Below are 15,356 nucleotides of genomic sequence, written 5' to 3' on the forward strand. Positions count from 1 at the left end.
CCTCTTGACACCTTCTGGCGCCGCAACCTAGCGTTCGCCGAAGTCTTGGTCAACCGGTTTCCTCAAGTGGATATAAGTGATATATCCATGCAGACCCGACCGAAACGGCAGGGCTGAAACTCGCCATCGGTGACCGGTTCGAAACCCCGACCGGCCCGACCCCCCGGACCGTGCGAAACCCGACAGGTCCGACCGCCCGACGTCCCCATCTCCTGCTCCCCCGCTTCCCCCCACTGTGTTCGTAATCCCAGACCTGGTTCGAAATATCGACCAAGTTCTGAGTTCTGTCACTCCGCAAACAATGAGATGTCGGCCTGTGCCGACGAATGGGTGAGGTGTGCAATGAAGCGCTCCGGGAGACTGCTCGCAGTCGCCACCACGGTCGCCGCCCTGGCGACGACGCTCGCCGCCTGTGGCGGTGGCTCCGGCTCGTCCTCCGCGGACGGCAAGGTGCACATCAAGGTCGAGGCGTGGAAGGGCGGCGGCGCGGAGCCCGCGAACGTCGCGGAGATCAACAAGGCCTTCGAGAAGGCCCACCCGGACATCAAGGTCGACTTCGAGTACATCACCGCGAACGACACCTACACCCAGAAGCTCCAGCCCGAGCTGCTGGGCGGCAAGGCCGGCGACGTGATCATGGTCGACACGGACAAGATGAACAAGTGGGGCGCCTCCGGCTACCTCGCCGACCTGTCCAAGGAGTCCTGGGCGAGCAAGATCTCCGACTCCGCCAAGCCGTTCGCGACCAGCGACGGCAAGGTCCTGGCGATGCCGATGGAGCTGATCGGCATCGGCCTGTACGCCAACATGGACCTGCTGAAGAAGGCCGGCATCACCGAGGTCCCCGCCGACTGGCCGACGTTCCTCGCCGACCTCGCCAAGGTCAAGAAGGCCGGCGTCACCCCGATCGCGCTGCCCGACAAGTCCGGCTGGACCGGCAGCTCCACCTTCCAGGCGATCGGCTCCACGCTCGTCTACCAGAAGAACAAGCAGTGGGACGCCGACTTCCTGGCCGGCAAGACCTCCTTCGGCACCGACTGGAAGTCCTCGCTGGAGCAGCTCAAGACCCTTGAGGCGAAGGGGTACGTCAGCTGGAAGAACGAGCTCGGCGTCGACGAGTGGTCGCAGGGCCCGCAGGACTTCAGCGCCGGCAAGAGCGCCTTCTGGTACCAGGGCGCCTGGCAGGTCTCCAACGTCGCGAAGGCCGGCTTCCCGGTCCAGTTCACCCCCTGGCCGGGCGGCGCGGCCGGCACCAAGCCCAACGCGATGCTCTTCTCCGGCACCATGTGGGGCGTCAACTCCCAGTCGCAGCACGCCGACGCGGCCAAGGAGTACGTGGACTTCTGGTCGCAGAGCGAGAACCTCGCCAAGTACCTGGACGCCGAACACGCCGAGTCCCCGTTCGCCGGCGGTACGACCCCGGACGCCACGGAGACCAAGACCTTCAACGCCGCCTTCAGCGAGGGCCGTTACCGGGTCCTGCCGTCCAACTCCTGGTACGGCGCGACCGCCGAGACCACCGTCGGCTCCAAGATCCAGGCCTATCTGCTGGGCCAGGCCTCCGAGGCGCAGACCCTGAAGGACATCCAGACGGCGGCCTCCGCCAAGTAGACCGGCCGCCCAGTCCCGTCCCGGGACCGCCGCGGTGCGGGTGCGGCCCGCTTCCCCGCCTCTTTCCGCCCGCCCTCACCGCGGCCCCTGGCCCAGGAGGATCGATCCCTGTGTTCCACCGCCGGCGTGCCACCATGGCCGCCTTCCTGCTCCCGGCGATCGCCGTGTACAGCGTCTTCATGCTGTACCCGCTGGTCCGGGGCCTGTACCTGAGCTTCACCGACAGCCTCGGCGGCCCGGTCTCGCACTTCGTCGGGCTCCAGCAGTACCGGGCCATGGCGGACGACCCGGCCGTCTCGGCGGCCCTGTGGCACACCGTGCTCTACGCCGTGGTGGTCGTCGTCGTGCAGAACGGCCTCGGGCTGCTCTTCGCGTCGATGCTGTTCCGCCGGCCCCGGGTCCGCCAGGCGCTCAACGTCGTCCTGCTGACGCCGACCCTGATCTCCCCGGTGATGGCCGCGTTCATCTGGTCGTACCTGCTCGCACCCGGCGGCGGCCTGAACGGCCTGCTCGACGCGGTCGGCCTCGGCAGCCTCCAGCATGTCTGGCTGGGGGACCCGCACACCGCGCTGTACGCGGTGGCCGCCGTCAACATCTGGATGTTCACCGGCTACTCGTGCGCGATCTTCCTCGCCAGCTACATGAGCATGCCCACCGAGTTGCTGGAGGCGGCCGCGCTGGACGGCGCCCGCGGCTGGCGGCGGTTCCGCAGCATCGAGTGGCCGCTGCTCGCCCCCGCCCTCACCGTCAACGTCACCCTCAGCCTGATCGGCTCGCTGAAGGTCTTCGAGTTCCCGCTCGTCCTGACCAACGGCGGCCCGGCCGGCGCCACCGACACCCTGACCCTGCTGGTGTACCGGAACATCTTCGGCGGCGGGAAGTTCGCCCTCGGCGTCGCGCTGTCGGTACTGCTCCTGGTGACCGTGGTCGTCCTGTCCAGCGCCACCAACTCCCTGCTCAGGCTGCGCGAACGGCGCATCTGACGGCGCCCGTCACGCCGTACGCCCCTGACGTCGGCCCGTGTGACGTCGTACCGCACCTGATCGAACCGGACGGATCGCCACCATGACCTCTGAGACCTCCCGACTTCCAGCAACCGCGCATATCAGCAGTCCCGGCAAGCCGCGCCGCACGGGCCGCCTGGGAAGCGGCCTCGGCACCGCCCTGCTGTGGCTGGGCACCGTGCTGTTCGTGCTGCCGTTCCTCTTCACGGTCGTCACCTCGCTGCGTACCGCGGCCGATGTCGCCCGCGCGCCGCTGGGCATCCCGCACTCCTTCACCCTGAAGAACTTCAGCGACGCCTTCCACCAGATCCACTACGGGCCGAGCACCCTCAACACCCTTCTCATCACCGGCCTCTCGTGCGTGTGCATCACCGTGCTGGGCTCGCTGGCCGGCTATCCGCTGGCCCGGATCACCGCGGGCTGGTCGACGGCGGTGTACCGGCTGTTCATCCTCGGCACGTCCATCCCCGTCTTCGTGGTGGTGGCGCCGCTGTACCTGCTGATGCGGGACATGAACCTGCTCGACACCTACGCGGGCGTCGTCTTCATCTACACCGCGATCAACCTGCCGCTGGCCGTGTTCTTCTACACCAGCTTCATCCGCGCGATCCCGGTCGACCTGGAGGAGGCCGCCGCACTCGACGGCTGCGGCGCCTTCCGCACCTTCTTCGTCGTGGTGCTGCCGCTGCTGCGGCCGGTCACCAGCACCCTGCTGACCTTCGTCGCCCTCCAGGTCTGGAACGACCTGCTGGTGCCGCTGGTGTTCCTCCAGGACCCGGGCAAGCGCACCGTCATGGTGAACGCCTACTCCTTCATCGACCCGCACACCGTGCAGCCGACCACCCTGTTCCCGGCCGCCCTGCTCGGGGTGCTGCCGCTGCTGGTCATCTTCGTGTTCTTCCAGCGCCAGGTCGTGGCCGGCATGTCCGCGGGAGCGGTCAAGTGACCCTGCGCCCCGCCCTCACCCCCCAGCTGGCCGACACCCGCGCGATGGCCATCCTCCGCTCCGCCGACGCCACCGGGCTGCCCGCCGTGGCCCGCGCGCTCGCCGCCGGCGGGGTCACCTGCCTGGAGGTCACCCTCACCACCGCGGGCGCCCTGGACGCGCTCGCCCGGATCCGGGCCGAGCTGGGCTCGGCGGTCGCGGTCGGCGCCGGTACCGTCCTGACCCGGGCCGACCTGCGGGACGCGGTGGCCGCGGGCGCACAGTTCCTGGTCGCCCCGAACGTCGAACCCGAGGTCATCCGCGCCTCCGCCGATCTCGGAGTCCCCTTCTATCCCGGCGCCTGGACGCCCACCGAGGTGGTCACCGCCTGGCGAGCCGGCGCCGCCGCCGTCAAGCTCTTCCCCGCCTGCACCGGCGGGCCCGCGCACCTGCGGCAACTCCGCGCGCCGCTCCCGGAGATCCCGCTCGTCGCGGTCGGCGGCGTGGGCCTCGACGAGGCCGCCGGCTACCTGGCCGCCGGAGCCTGCGCCGTGGGCGTCGGCAACCCGCTGCTGCGCGGTGCGGACCGCACCCCCGGCGACCCGGCCGCCCTCGACGCGCTCACCGGGAGAGCACGCGCCTTGCTGGAGACGGTCAGGCCCGCGCCGCGGGCCGGGAAGGGCGACCTGTGAACGGTGCCTCGGACAACTCTGCGGCCGGATCGGCCGGTTCCCCGGACCAGCCCTACCTCGTCACCGTGGGCGAGACCCTCGCCGTCCTCTCCGCCGCCGAGCCCGGACCCCTCGCCGTGGGCGCCGCGCTGCGCCTCGGGGTCGCCGGGGCCGAGTCCAACGTCGCCGTCGGGGTGAGCCGGCTCGGCGGGCGGGCCACCTGGATCGGCCGGGTCAGCGAGGACCAGCTCGGCGAACTCGTGCTGCGCGAGCTGCGCGCCGAGGGCGTCACCGCGCTGGCCGTCCGAGACCCCGCGCCGACCTCGCTGCTCCTCAAGGAGCGGCGCACCGGCACCCACCACCGCATGCGCTACTACCGCACCGCCACCGCCGGGGTCCGGCTCGCGCCCCAGGACATCCCGGAGCAGGTCGTCGCCGGCGCCGCGGTCCTGCACCTCACCGGGATCACCCCGGCCCTCGGCGACGCGCCCGCGAACGCGGTCCGGCGGGCGGTGCGGATCGCCCGGGACGCCGGAGTCCTCGTCTCCTTCGACATCAACTTCCGCTCCCTGCTGTGGAGCGAGGAGGACGCCCGACGGGCCGTACTGCCGCTGCTGCGCGACAGCGACCTGGTGTTCGCGGGGCCGCACGAGGCCCGGCTCGCGGTGCCCGACCTGCACGAGCCGGCGGAACTCGCCAAGGGGCTCTGCGAGCTGGGGCCGCGCGGTGCCGTGGTGAAACTCGGTGCCGAGGGGGCGTACGCGCTGCTGGACGGGGTGCCCTACCGGCAGCCCGCGCTGCCGGTACGCGTGCACGACTCCGTGGGGGCCGGGGACGCCTTCGTCGCCGGCTACCTCGCCGAACTGCTGGCCGGTGAACCGCCGGAGCGCCGGCTGCGCACCGCCGCCCGGCTCGGCGCGTTCGCCGTCACCACCACCGGGGACTGGGAGGGCCTGCCCCGGCGCACCGAACTCGCCCTTCTCGACCACCACGACGACGTACTGCGCTGACCGACCCGAGGAACCCTCATGCCCACAGTTCTCGCCGGCTCCTACACCCCCGACACCGGTGGTGAAGGCGTCGGCCTCACCCCGCTGCGCCTGGCCGGCCCGGTGCTGACCACCGAGGCGCCGCCGGTCCCCGCGAGCGGTGCCTCCTTCCTGGCCGCCCACCCGAACCTCCCCGTGGTCTACACCACCCATGAGTCCACCGAGGGTGCCGTCTCCGCCTTCACCGTCGGCGCCGCCGGGGTCACCGCCCTCGGCGCGCCCGTCGGCAGCGGCGGCGCCAACCCCTGCCACCTCGCCGTCCACCCCGGCGGCGACTGGCTGCTGACGGCGAACTACGGCACCGACACCCTGCCCGGCACGGTCGCCGTGCACCGGCTCGACGCGGCCGGCCGGATCACCGGCCGCACCGACGTGGCCGAGCACCAGGGCTCCGGGCCGGTCGCCGGGCGGCAGGAGGGCAGCCACGCCCACCAGGTCCTCGTCGACCCGGCGGGCCGGTTCGTCCTCGCCACCGACCTCGGCGCCGACGCGGTGTTCACCTACCGCCTGGACCCGGCGCGGGGCACCCTGCACCGCACGGCGGTGAACCGGCTGCGGCCCGGCTCCGGGCCCCGGCACCGCGCGTTCACGCCCGCCGGCGACCTGGTGTTCAGCGCCGACGAACTCTCCTCGACGGTGACCTGCCACCGCTACGACCCGGAGACCGGGACCCTCACCGAGCTGTCCCGGGTGCCCGCCACGGCCGCCGGGGTGCCCAACCAGCCCGGCGGGATCGTCGTCTCCGGCCGCTCCGTCTGGGTCACCAACCGGGGTGCCGACACCGTGGCCGCCTTCCGTATCGACGGCACCACCCTGGTGCCGATCGGCGAGACACGGTGCGGCGGCACCTGGCCGCGCGGTCTGACCGCGGTCCCGGGCCGTCTCCTCGTCGCCAACCAGCACAGCGGCACCCTGGCCGCACTGCCGGTCCTGGACTCGGGCGCCCTCGGCGAACCGGTCGCCACGGCGGTCGTCCCGTCGGTGGTGTGTGCGCTGGCGGTGTGAGGCCGGCCCCTCGTCAACGGGAGTGGAGGCGGGGGACGGGGGCGGGGAGCGGGGGCTCGGCATCCGGGGGCTTCTCGCCGCGGCCGTAAAATATGGGCGGCGCCCATGATGTGTACGGCGTTCACATCGGGCCGGTAATGTCAGCGGCGTAAATATCTCTGAGGGTGCCCCATGCCACCACCGAGTGACTCGTACCATCACGGCGATCTCCGGGCCGCCTGCCTGCGCGCCGCCCGGGAGTTGCTGGAGGAGGACGGCAGCGGGGCGCTGTCGCTGCGGGCGGTGGCACGGCGGGCCGGAGTCTCGCCCACGGCCCCCTACCGCCACTACGCGGACCGCGACGCACTGGTCTCCGCCGTCGCCGCGGAGGGCTACCGCGAACTCGCCGCGAGTCTCGCGGCCGCCCATCCCGCGCCCTCGACCCGAGGCGACCTGGTCGACGTCGCCGTGGCCTACGTCCGGTTCGCCCTCGACCACCCGGCCCTGTTCCGGGCGATGTTCGCGGAGCCCTGCGACCCCGGCAGCGCCGAACGCGTCGAGGCGACCGCCGTACTCTCCGCATACGTCGACACCCTCGTCCGCAAGGCCTTTCCCGGCGGGGACCGGGAGGGACTGCCGACCGCGGTGTGGGCGCTGGTGCACGGGCTGGCGTTCCTGCACCTCGACGGCAAGCTCGACGCGTCCAGCCCGGAGAAGGTCGCCGAGCAGGTCGGCACGGCCGTCCGGGCGGCGGTCGGCTTCGGATAGCCGCGGCATGCGGCCGCCCGTGCCGTCGGCGGGCCTCGGGCGGGGCCTGCCCCCGTGTCTCCCGGCGGCCGTCCGGAGCCGGTGCCCCGGGCCTGCGGGATCCTGCCCGGCGCCGGCCCGCGCGGTCGGCGGGGTGGTCAGCCCGCGTCCGCCTGCTCCCGCTGCCGTCGGTACGCGGCGACGAGGAACACCCAGATCTCGCTGATCGTCGGGAACGGCGCGACGGCGTGCCGGAGGCGTTTCAGCGGGACCTCGCCGGCGACCGCGACGGTGGCCGCGTGCAGCAGTTCGCTGACCCCGGACCCGACCATGGTCACCCCGAGCAGCACGTCCCGGTCGACGTCGACGACCAGTCGGGCGTGGCCGGTGTAGCCGTCGGCGTAGAGGTTGGCGCCCTGGGCGGCGTCGAGGTCGAGGTCGACCGTCTCGACGCGGTGCCCGGCGGCGGCTGCCTGCTCGGCGGTCAGGCCCACCGCCCCCGCCTCCGGGTCGGTGAAGAAGACCTGGGGGACGGCGTGCCGGTCGGCAGTCGTGGCGTGGTCGCCCCAGTCCCCGTCGTCCAGCGGCCGCCCGGCGGCACGGGCGCCGATGGCGTCACCGGCGGTGCGCGCCTGGTACTTGCCCTGGTGGGTGAGGAGCGCGCGGTGGTTGACGTCGCCGAGGCCGTACAGCCACGCCCCCTCGACCCCGTCGACCAGGCAGGTCGTGTCCACGTCCAGCCAGGACCCGGGGGCCAGGCCCACGGTCTCCAGGCCGATGTCGTCGGTGCCGGGGGTACGCCCGGTGGCGAACAGGACCTCGTCGGCCTCCAGTTCGCCGCCGTCGTCGAGGGTGAGCGTCACCGGCCCGTCCGGGTCCGGGCGGCGCACCGCGGTCACCTGCACGCCGATCCGCACGTCCGCGCCGGCCTCGGTCAGCCCCTGGGTGACCAGTTCCCCGGCGAAGGCCTCCATGCGGGGGAGCAGCCGCCGCCGGGCGAGCAGGGTGACCCGTGACCCGAGCCCCTGCCACAGCGTCGCCATCTCCACGCCGACCCCGCCGCCGCCGACCACGACGAGCCGGCCGGGCACGGTGCTGGAGTCGGTGGCGTGCCGGTTGGTCCAGGGCCGGGCCTCCTCGATCCCCGGCACGGCCGGCAGCGCCGGCCGGCTGCCGGTGGCGACGGCCACCGCGTGCCGGGCGAGGAGGGTCTGCCGGGCGCCGTCGTCCCGGGTGACGGTGACCCGGCGCGGCCCGTCGAGCCGGCCGTGGCCGCGGAAGAGGTCGGCGCCGATGGACTTGACCCACAGCGCCTGACCGCTGTCGTCCCAGTCGGTGACATAGCGGTTGCGGCGGGCGAAGACGGCGGCGTCGTCGAGCCGTCCGGTGACGGCCTGCCGGGCACCGTCCACGCGGCGGGCGTCGGCGACCACGAGGACCGGTCGCAGCAGCGCCTTGCTGGGGACACAGGCCCAGTAGGAACACTCGCCGCCGACGAGTTCCCGCTCCACGACGGCCACGGAGAGCCCGGCCGCCCGGGCCCGGTCGGCGACGTTCTGCCCGACCGGGCCCGCACCCAGGACGATCACGTCGTACGTGCTGCTTTCCTCGGTCGCGCCCGGTGCTGCGCCCGGTGCTGCGCCCGGTGCTGTGTGTGGTGCTGAGTTCCGTTCTGCGTTCCGTTCTGCGTTCGGTTCGCTCATTGCTGCCTCACATGGCGATCGGTGCCGGTCCGAACCGTTCCGGGCCGCGGGGCCCCGAGCCGTACGGGACATGTAACCGCGGGACGTGTGCGGTTGATCGCGGTACGGCCATGCGCCCGGCGGATGGCCGCCATAAGCGCGCCGCCTCTGGCCACGCGCTTATGGCGGCCATCGGATCCGCCGATGGGAAGAACGGAATCGCGGAGGTGCTCCGACAGCTGTGGACTCCCGTCGCCTCATGGACGAGGCGGCGGGACGATGGATTCGCCCCACTTTCCACACTTTAAGGACACCTCATGAGTTCTGCTGATCTGACCGGACGCGTGGCCCTGCTGACCGGCGCGACCAGCGGTATCGGGGCCGCGACCGCGACGCTGCTCGCCGAGCGGGGGGCGCATGTACTGGTCGCGGGACGGGACGCGGACCGTGGCGGGCAGGTGGTCGCCGCCGTCCGGAAGAGCGGCGGCAAGGCGGACTTCCTGGCGGCCGACCTTCGGGACGCCGACTCGGTACGGCGCCTGGCCCGCGAGGCCACCGCACTCGGCGGCGGCCGCGTCGACATCCTTGTCAACAACGCCGGTATCTTCCCCTTCGGACCGACGGCACAGACGCCCGCCGACCAGGTGGACGCCGTCTACGACCTGAACGTGAAGGCGCCGTTCTACCTGGTGGGCGAGCTCGCCCCGGCCATGGCCGAGCGTGGGCAGGGCGCCATCGTCAACGTCAGCACCATGGTCGCCGAGTACGGCGTCGCGGGGATGGCGCTGTACGGGTCGAGCAAGGCGGCGGTCAACCTGCTGACCAAGGCGTGGGCCGCCGAGTTCGGCCCGCAGGGGGTGCGGGTCAACGCCGTGGAGCCCGGTCCGACCCGCACCGAGGGCACGGCCGCCATGGGCGACGACCTGGACGCCCTGGCCGCCCAGGCGCCCGCCGGCCGGCCCGGGGAGGCGCGCGAGATCGCCGAGGCGATCGCCTACCTGGTGAGCGACGCGGCCGGCTTCGTGCAGGGCGCGATCCTGCCGGTCGACGGCGGCCGTACGGCCGTCTGACGCACAAGGGGAGCGCGGGCGCCGACGGTCCTCGTCGGCGCCCGCGCCGCCTGTGCCTCGGTCCCCCGCCCCCTGCTACTCCCGCACCGACCGGTCCAGCGCGGCGATGAACCGGCCCAGGTCCCGGCGGCGCGAGTCGCCCGGCCACACCACCCAGGTACGCCGCACCAGCGGCTGCCCGACCAGCGGCGACCAGGTCACCCGGTCGGGCAGCGGCTGCCGCCAGCCCGGCGGGGCCAGCGCGAAGGCCTGCCCGGAGGCGACCGCGGCCAGCTTCACGTCGGCGATCAGCGTCTGCCCCTCGGGGGCCTCGGGGCCGAGATCGAGGCCATGGCCGCGCAGGACCGCGGTCAGTTCGTCGTACCAGGCGGGGCTGCCGGCGCGCGGGAACCCGACCCACTGCAGGGCCCCGAGCGCGTCGAGCGGGATGCCGTCGGGCCCGGCGAGTTCGGCGGCCTGCTCGGCGGCGACCAGCACGCCGAGCTTCTCCCGTACGACGAGCAGCGCGTCGAACTCCGGCCCGGACGGCCGCTCCCGCAGAAAGCCGACGTCCAGCTCACCGGCGCGCAGTGCGGCCAACTGCTCGGCCGTGGACAGATGCCGGGCCTGCACCCGGGTCTCCGGATGGGCCTCGGCGAGTTCGGCGAGCGCCGGGTCGAGCAGGCCGGACGGCAGCTCCAGGGGGATCCCGATGCGCAGCGCCCCGCCGCCCGGACCGGCGTACCCGGCCATCAGCCGCACCGCCTGGTCGTGCCGGGCGAGCACCGCCCGTGCCTCGCCCACCAGCGCGGTCCCGGCCTCGGTGGCCGTCACCCCGCTGCCCCCGCGCACCAGCAGCTTCACCCCCAGCTGCCGCTCCAGTCCGCTGACCGTCTGGGACAGCGCGGGCTGACTCACATGCAGCCGCCGGGCGGCGGCCGACAGGCCGCCCTCCTCCACCACCGCCACGAACGCCCGCAACTCCCGCAACTCCATGCCGGTATGCCATCACGGCCGCGGACGGGAGTCACGCCGGGCACCGCCGGAGCGGCGGCGACCCATCTCTCCGGGAGATAACGCCCATCTTCGACCATCTATCCCAAACGGGATAGGGCAGAGCTCTCCGTGCGTTGGTAAGTACGACGGTGAATGACCGGAGGATCGGTGTTCACCATCAGTGATAACGGCCATCGAGGATCGGAGTACTGCGATGTCGCTGACCTCATCCGGACAGACGTATCCCGCTCACCTGGGCGTGGTGAGCGTAGAGACCGGGATCTCCGGCGAGGACGCCGGCGGGCGCGCGGCCGGCCGTGGCGAGCGGACGCGGCGCGGCGACCGCTCCGGCGCACTGCGCGCCGCCGTGTTCGGCGTCAACGACGGCCTGGTCTCCAACACAGCCCTGGTGATGGGCTTCGCCGGGTCCGGCGTCCCGGGCACGGCGGTCCTGTTCGCCGGGGTCGCGGGACTGCTGGCCGGAGCGTTCTCCATGGCCGCCGGCGAGTACATCTCCATGCGCAGCCAACGCGAGGCCTACGAGCGGGAGATAGCGGTCGCGGCCGACCAGCTGCGCGCGGACCCGGACGCGGAGGAGGCGGAACTCGCCCGGGTCTACCGGGACAAGGGGCTGGACGCGGATGACGCCCGGCATGTCGCGACGACCATCATGCGGGACCACGACACCGCCCTGAACACCATGGTCCGCGAGGAACTCGGCCTGGACCCGGACCAGTTGGGTGCACCGTGGTCGGCGGCGCTGTCCAGCCTCGCCTCGTTCGCGGTCGGCGCGCTGATGGCCGTCCTGCCCTACCTCTTCCTCTCCGGAACGGCCGCCCTGCTGCTTGCCGTCGCCCTGGCCGGCAGCGCCCTGTTCGCCGTCGGCGGGGTGATCGGCGTCCTCAACGGCCGGGCCCCGCTGGTCTCGGGGGCCCGCCAGCTCTTCGTGGGCGCCCTCGCCGCCGCGGCCGTCTTCGGGATCGGGCATGTGATCGGCGCCCGGATCACCTGACCTCCACCAACGAACACAGCCGAACCGACCGAACCGGGGCCGAGTTCTCCCGCACCCTGCCGGTGGAGACACCGCAGCCGCCGTACCACCTCTTCCGCTGGGAGAGGGCGCGGGCGGAGCCCGGGGCCCGGGGGCAGCTCCGCCTTCTGTGCGGGGATCGCGCTCGGCGGCCGGCTCGGCGGCTCACTGCCGGTGTACGGTCACGCCCTGCCGTCCGTGGCCGTGGCCGTCGCGGGCGCGGGTGCCGTCCGGTGCCCCGTCGTCGGGTAGTCGGGCGGGGTCGCCCAGCCGAGGAGGATGCCGGCGACGGTCGCGAGCGGCCGGGAGCGGATCTTCAGGGCGAGGTTTTCGAGGAGCCGGAAGACCGTGTAGTAGGCGCCGGTGAGGACGGTGGTGACCACGCTCGCCACGGACGCCGAACCGAACTGGACGCCGATGTGGACCAGAAGGGTCAGCACCAGTCCGGCCACGATCGGGACGACGGTGCGCATGAAGCTGGTGAAGAGGTTCATGAGGAGGCCTGTCCGGGACGTCAGGAAGCGGGGTCGAGGTGGATGACGACCTTGCGCACGGCGTCCTCGATCGCCGCGGTGACCGAGGCGACCAGCGCGGCGACGTCGATCGACTTGTCGAACGCCGCGACGGCGGTGGTGAGTTGGGCGACGGCCGCGCTCTGTGCCGCCTCCGTCGCCTGGATCAGCCGCAGGCGGGCGTTGGTGTCCTTGACGTAGGACTGGAGGGCCCAGTACTGGTTGGTCTTCGCGTCCGGGGCGTCGGCGGGGGCCGCGATCACCCCGTCCATGGTCAGGACCGCCTTCGCGGTGGCCGACGCGACGTTGCTGATGTCCTGCGTCTCCAGCACACCGCCGCCCGCGACCAGCTTCGCGACGACCGCGGCCGCGACCTTGTCGATGTCGTCCGTGGTGAGCGCCATGTCTGTCTCCGTTCCGGCGGCCCACGCGCGCAGCGCGGACTCGCTCAGGTAGCAGATGGATCGGTCGAGGGGAGTCGAGGTGAACTGCCAGAACAGCGGTGATCTGCCGGACGGGCCGGGCTTCGGGTGTGCCTCGGCCTGCGCGTACGTCGCGGCTCCGGGCCAGGGATAGGCGGGGTACCAGAGGGGGACGGTGGCGGGCGCGTGGCCGGCGGCCAGGTCGCTCGCCGAGGTGTAGACACCGACCCGCTGGTCGGGGAACGCGGCCTGCACCTTGGCGGTCCAGGCGGTGGCGTAGGCCCGGATCCCGGCCGCCGTCGTCCCCGCGTAGTTCGCGCCGTCGGACCTGCGTTCCAGGTCGAGCCAGTGCACGAAGCCCCGGCGGGCGTACGGCCGTACGGCGGCGACGTAGTTGGCGGCCTCGGTGGCGACGTCCTGGTTGGGCCAGCCGAAGTGGTAGGCGCCGGGGACGAGCCCGGCCTCGATGATGCCCGTGATGTGCAGGGCGAAGCGCTGGTCGTGGGTGTGTTCGCCCTCGCTGGCCTTGGCGAAGGCGAAGACCACGCCCTCCGCCTCGCGGGCTTTCCAGTCCTGGGCTCCCTGGTAGACGGAGAGGTCGATTCCGCGGCATGTGGACACCTGGCGCCGCCTCCTTTCGTGGTGTCGGTCAAGTGCACGGCGATCAAGGCGCGGTGCGCGCTCTCGCGGAGCGGCTCGTGCGCGCCCGCCGGCCGCTCCAGGCCATGGGGCGTTCCCCGTTCCCCGTGTTGCGGCCGCCGGTCGCGCGGCCGGCGGCGCCCAGGCCTTTCGTTCATGCCTGGATGACCAGAGTGAAAGGGCGGACGTGGTCCGTCATGTGCCGTTCCGATCAGCGGACCGCGCCCCGGCTCCGCGGGCGGACCGGCGAACGTGACGGCCGGGATTAGGTAAGGTAAGCCTAAGTTTATTTTCTTGTCGCTGTTGAGGGCGGCGCCGTGTGCCCTGCCGGGCGATCGCGGCTTCGTGGCCCGGGCGGCCCCGGCCGGCGGCCATGTCCGCGGCGGCACGGCTCCGGGCGGGTGTGCCGCCACAGAGGGAGGCTCGATGACGGACTTCGCCACCACCCCGCGCCGGCCGGCGGCGGTGACACTCGCCCGGGTGCGGCTGGGAGCGGGCGGACCGCCGGTCGCCGTGCGGGTGGCGGACGGCACGGTCACTCATGTCCTTCCGGAGCAGGGGGGCGTGGAGCCCGCCGGACCGGTCGCGGGGGAGCAGGTCCTCGATCTGGACGGCCGTGTCCTCCTGCCGGGACTCTGGGACGCCCATGTCCACCTCGCCGAGTGGGCGAGCGCACGCCGCCGGCTCGACCTCTCCGGAACCGCCTCCGCACGGGAGGTGGCCGACCGGGTACGCGCCCACGGCCGTACGGCGCCCGGCGCGGGGACGGTGCTGTTCGGATACGGCTTCCGGGACGGGCTCTGGCCCGACGCCCCGGACAGGCGACTCCTCGACGCGGCCCTGCCGGACCGGCCGGTCGTCCTGGTCAGCGCCGATCTGCACGCCGTGTGGTTGAACTCCGCCTGCCTGGCACTCGTCGGCCGGGGCGACCACCCGACCGGACTGGTCCGGGAGCACGAGGGGCACGAGGTCCTCTCGGCCCTGCCCGAGGTGCCGGCCGACACGCTGGACGGCTGGGTCGCCGACGCCTGCCGGGCCGCCGCCGCACGCGGGGTCAGCGGAGTCGTCGACTTCCAGTACGGCGACACCGTGGGCGCCTGGGAGCGGCGCTCGGCACGGTTCCCGCCGGCGGTACGGGTGTCCGCAGCCGTCTACCCGAGCCACCTGGACGCGGCCGTGGCCCGCGGGCTGCGCACCGGATCCGGGATCGGGGCACCGGGGAGCCTGGTGCGGGTCGGCCCGCTCAAGCTCTTCACCGACGGCTCGCTCAACACCCGTACCGCGCTGTGCCGTGACCCCTACCCGGGTCTTGAGGGCACGGACGGCTCGCACGGCATCGAGCAGACGGCCCCGCAGGAGCTGGTGCGGCTCATGCGCCGGGCCGCCGCCCACGGCATCGAGCCCGCGGTGCACGCCATCGGCGACCGGGCCAACACCGTCGCCCTGGATGCCTTCGAGGCCGTGCGCTGCCGCGGCCGGATCGAGCACGCGCAACTGCTGAGCCCCGAAGACCTGCCGCGTTTCGCGGAGTTGGGCGTCACGGCAGGGGTGCAGCCGCGGCACGCGACGGACGACCGTGACGTCGCGGACCGGTACTGGGCCGGACGCACCGGACGCGCCTTCGCGTACGCCGACCTGCTGGCCGCCGGGGCGCGGCTGGAGTTCGGCTCGGACGCCCCCGTCTCACCGCTCGACCCCTGGCTCGCGATCGCGTCGGCCGTCGCCCGCACCGACGACGGCCGCCCCGCCTGGCACCCGGAACAGCGCCTGCCGGTAGGGGACGCACTGGCCGCGGCGGCTCGCGGGCGCCGGCTCATCAGGGTCGGGGACCCCGCGGACCTGGTGGTCGTGGACGTGGATCCGCTGACGGCGGACCCGGACACCCTGCGCGCGATGCCGGTGCACGCCACGATGACGGCCGGCCGCTGGACCCACGGACCGTACTGACCCCGCCCACCTCCGAGAGGCAGCCGCACATGCCGTCCCACGACACGGTGGTCCTGCACGTCATACCGGAAGTTGCCATGCTGCCGCC

The 15,356-nt window shown here is 73.1% G+C and carries 14 protein-coding genes; 10 read left to right on the forward strand and 4 right to left on the reverse strand.

What is annotated here, in order from left to right; translation table 11 throughout:
* Positions 1-342: 342 nt before the first annotated feature.
* The 7 genes from KVT45_RS33560 (at position 343) to KVT45_RS33590 (ending at position 7,012) form a co-directional block, all read left to right on the forward strand.
* Positions 343-1,611 (forward strand): ABC transporter substrate-binding protein, encoded by a 1,269-nt coding sequence (locus KVT45_RS33560; protein WP_217552924.1) that lies wholly within the window; start codon positions 343-345, stop codon positions 1,609-1,611.
* 110 nt (positions 1,612-1,721) lie between these two features.
* The gene (locus KVT45_RS33565) at positions 1,722-2,594 is read left to right on the forward strand and encodes a carbohydrate ABC transporter permease (RefSeq protein ID WP_217552925.1); all 873 of its coding nucleotides are present in this window, start codon (positions 1,722-1,724) and stop codon (positions 2,592-2,594) included.
* Positions 2,595-2,676: 82 nt separating this feature from the next.
* The gene (locus KVT45_RS33570) at positions 2,677-3,561 is read left to right on the forward strand and encodes a carbohydrate ABC transporter permease (protein ID WP_217552926.1); all 885 of its coding nucleotides are present in this window, start codon (positions 2,677-2,679) and stop codon (positions 3,559-3,561) included.
* Positions 3,558-4,232: a bifunctional 4-hydroxy-2-oxoglutarate aldolase/2-dehydro-3-deoxy-phosphogluconate aldolase gene (locus KVT45_RS33575; RefSeq protein ID WP_217552927.1), complete on the forward strand. Its 675-nt coding sequence runs from the start codon at positions 3,558-3,560 to the stop codon at positions 4,230-4,232. The genes KVT45_RS33570 and KVT45_RS33575 overlap by 4 nt, the downstream gene beginning before the upstream one ends.
* Positions 4,229-5,221, forward strand: a complete 993-nt coding sequence (locus KVT45_RS33580; RefSeq protein WP_217552928.1) for a sugar kinase — start codon at positions 4,229-4,231, stop codon at positions 5,219-5,221. The genes KVT45_RS33575 and KVT45_RS33580 overlap by 4 nt, the downstream gene beginning before the upstream one ends.
* 18 nt (positions 5,222-5,239) lie before the next feature.
* Positions 5,240-6,265, forward strand: coding sequence for a lactonase family protein (locus KVT45_RS33585; RefSeq protein WP_217552929.1), 1,026 nt, complete (start codon positions 5,240-5,242; stop codon positions 6,263-6,265).
* Positions 6,266-6,436: 171 nt separating this feature from the next.
* Positions 6,437-7,012, forward strand: coding sequence for a TetR/AcrR family transcriptional regulator (locus tag KVT45_RS33590; protein ID WP_217552930.1), 576 nt, complete (start codon positions 6,437-6,439; stop codon positions 7,010-7,012).
* 137 nt (positions 7,013-7,149) lie between these two features.
* Here the strand turns inward: KVT45_RS33590 and KVT45_RS33595 are convergent, their stop codons facing one another.
* Positions 7,150-8,580 carry an NAD(P)/FAD-dependent oxidoreductase gene (locus KVT45_RS33595; protein ID WP_308310935.1) on the reverse strand — a complete coding sequence of 477 codons (1,431 nt, stop codon included), beginning with the start codon at positions 8,578-8,580 and terminating at the stop codon, positions 7,150-7,152.
* 410 nt (positions 8,581-8,990) lie between these two features.
* Here KVT45_RS33595 and KVT45_RS33600 point away from each other — a divergent pair, with 410 nt between their 5' ends.
* The gene (locus KVT45_RS33600) at positions 8,991-9,743 is read left to right on the forward strand and encodes an SDR family NAD(P)-dependent oxidoreductase (RefSeq protein WP_217552932.1); all 753 of its coding nucleotides are present in this window, start codon (positions 8,991-8,993) and stop codon (positions 9,741-9,743) included.
* A gap of 75 nt (positions 9,744-9,818) precedes the next feature.
* On the opposite strand, the gene KVT45_RS33605 is transcribed toward KVT45_RS33600, so the two are convergent.
* Positions 9,819-10,718, reverse strand: a complete 900-nt coding sequence (locus tag KVT45_RS33605; RefSeq protein WP_217552933.1) for a LysR family transcriptional regulator — start codon at positions 10,716-10,718, stop codon at positions 9,819-9,821.
* 262 nt (positions 10,719-10,980) lie between these two features.
* On the opposite strand from KVT45_RS33605, the gene KVT45_RS56660 reads away from it, so the two are divergent.
* Positions 10,981-11,730, forward strand: coding sequence for a VIT1/CCC1 transporter family protein (locus KVT45_RS56660; RefSeq protein WP_308310936.1), 750 nt, complete (start codon positions 10,981-10,983; stop codon positions 11,728-11,730).
* A 200-nt stretch (positions 11,731-11,930) separates the two neighbouring features.
* Here the strand turns inward: KVT45_RS56660 and KVT45_RS33615 are convergent, their stop codons facing one another.
* Both KVT45_RS33615 and KVT45_RS56665 read right to left on the reverse strand, forming a co-directional pair.
* Positions 11,931-12,242: a hypothetical protein gene (locus KVT45_RS33615; RefSeq protein ID WP_217552934.1), complete on the reverse strand. Its 312-nt coding sequence runs from the start codon at positions 12,240-12,242 to the stop codon at positions 11,931-11,933.
* 20 nt (positions 12,243-12,262) lie between these two features.
* Positions 12,263-13,303: a glycoside hydrolase family 25 protein gene (locus KVT45_RS56665; protein WP_308310937.1), complete on the reverse strand. Its 1,041-nt coding sequence runs from the start codon at positions 13,301-13,303 to the stop codon at positions 12,263-12,265.
* Between the two features lie 444 nt (positions 13,304-13,747).
* On the opposite strand from KVT45_RS56665, the gene KVT45_RS33625 reads away from it, so the two are divergent.
* Positions 13,748-15,268, forward strand: a complete 1,521-nt coding sequence (locus KVT45_RS33625; RefSeq protein ID WP_217552935.1) for an amidohydrolase — start codon at positions 13,748-13,750, stop codon at positions 15,266-15,268.
* Positions 15,269-15,356: the final 88 nt, after the last annotated feature.

Source organism: Streptomyces sp. GbtcB6 (assembly GCF_019091475.1).
Classification (GTDB): domain Bacteria; phylum Actinomycetota; class Actinomycetes; order Streptomycetales; family Streptomycetaceae; genus Streptomyces; species Streptomyces hyaluromycini.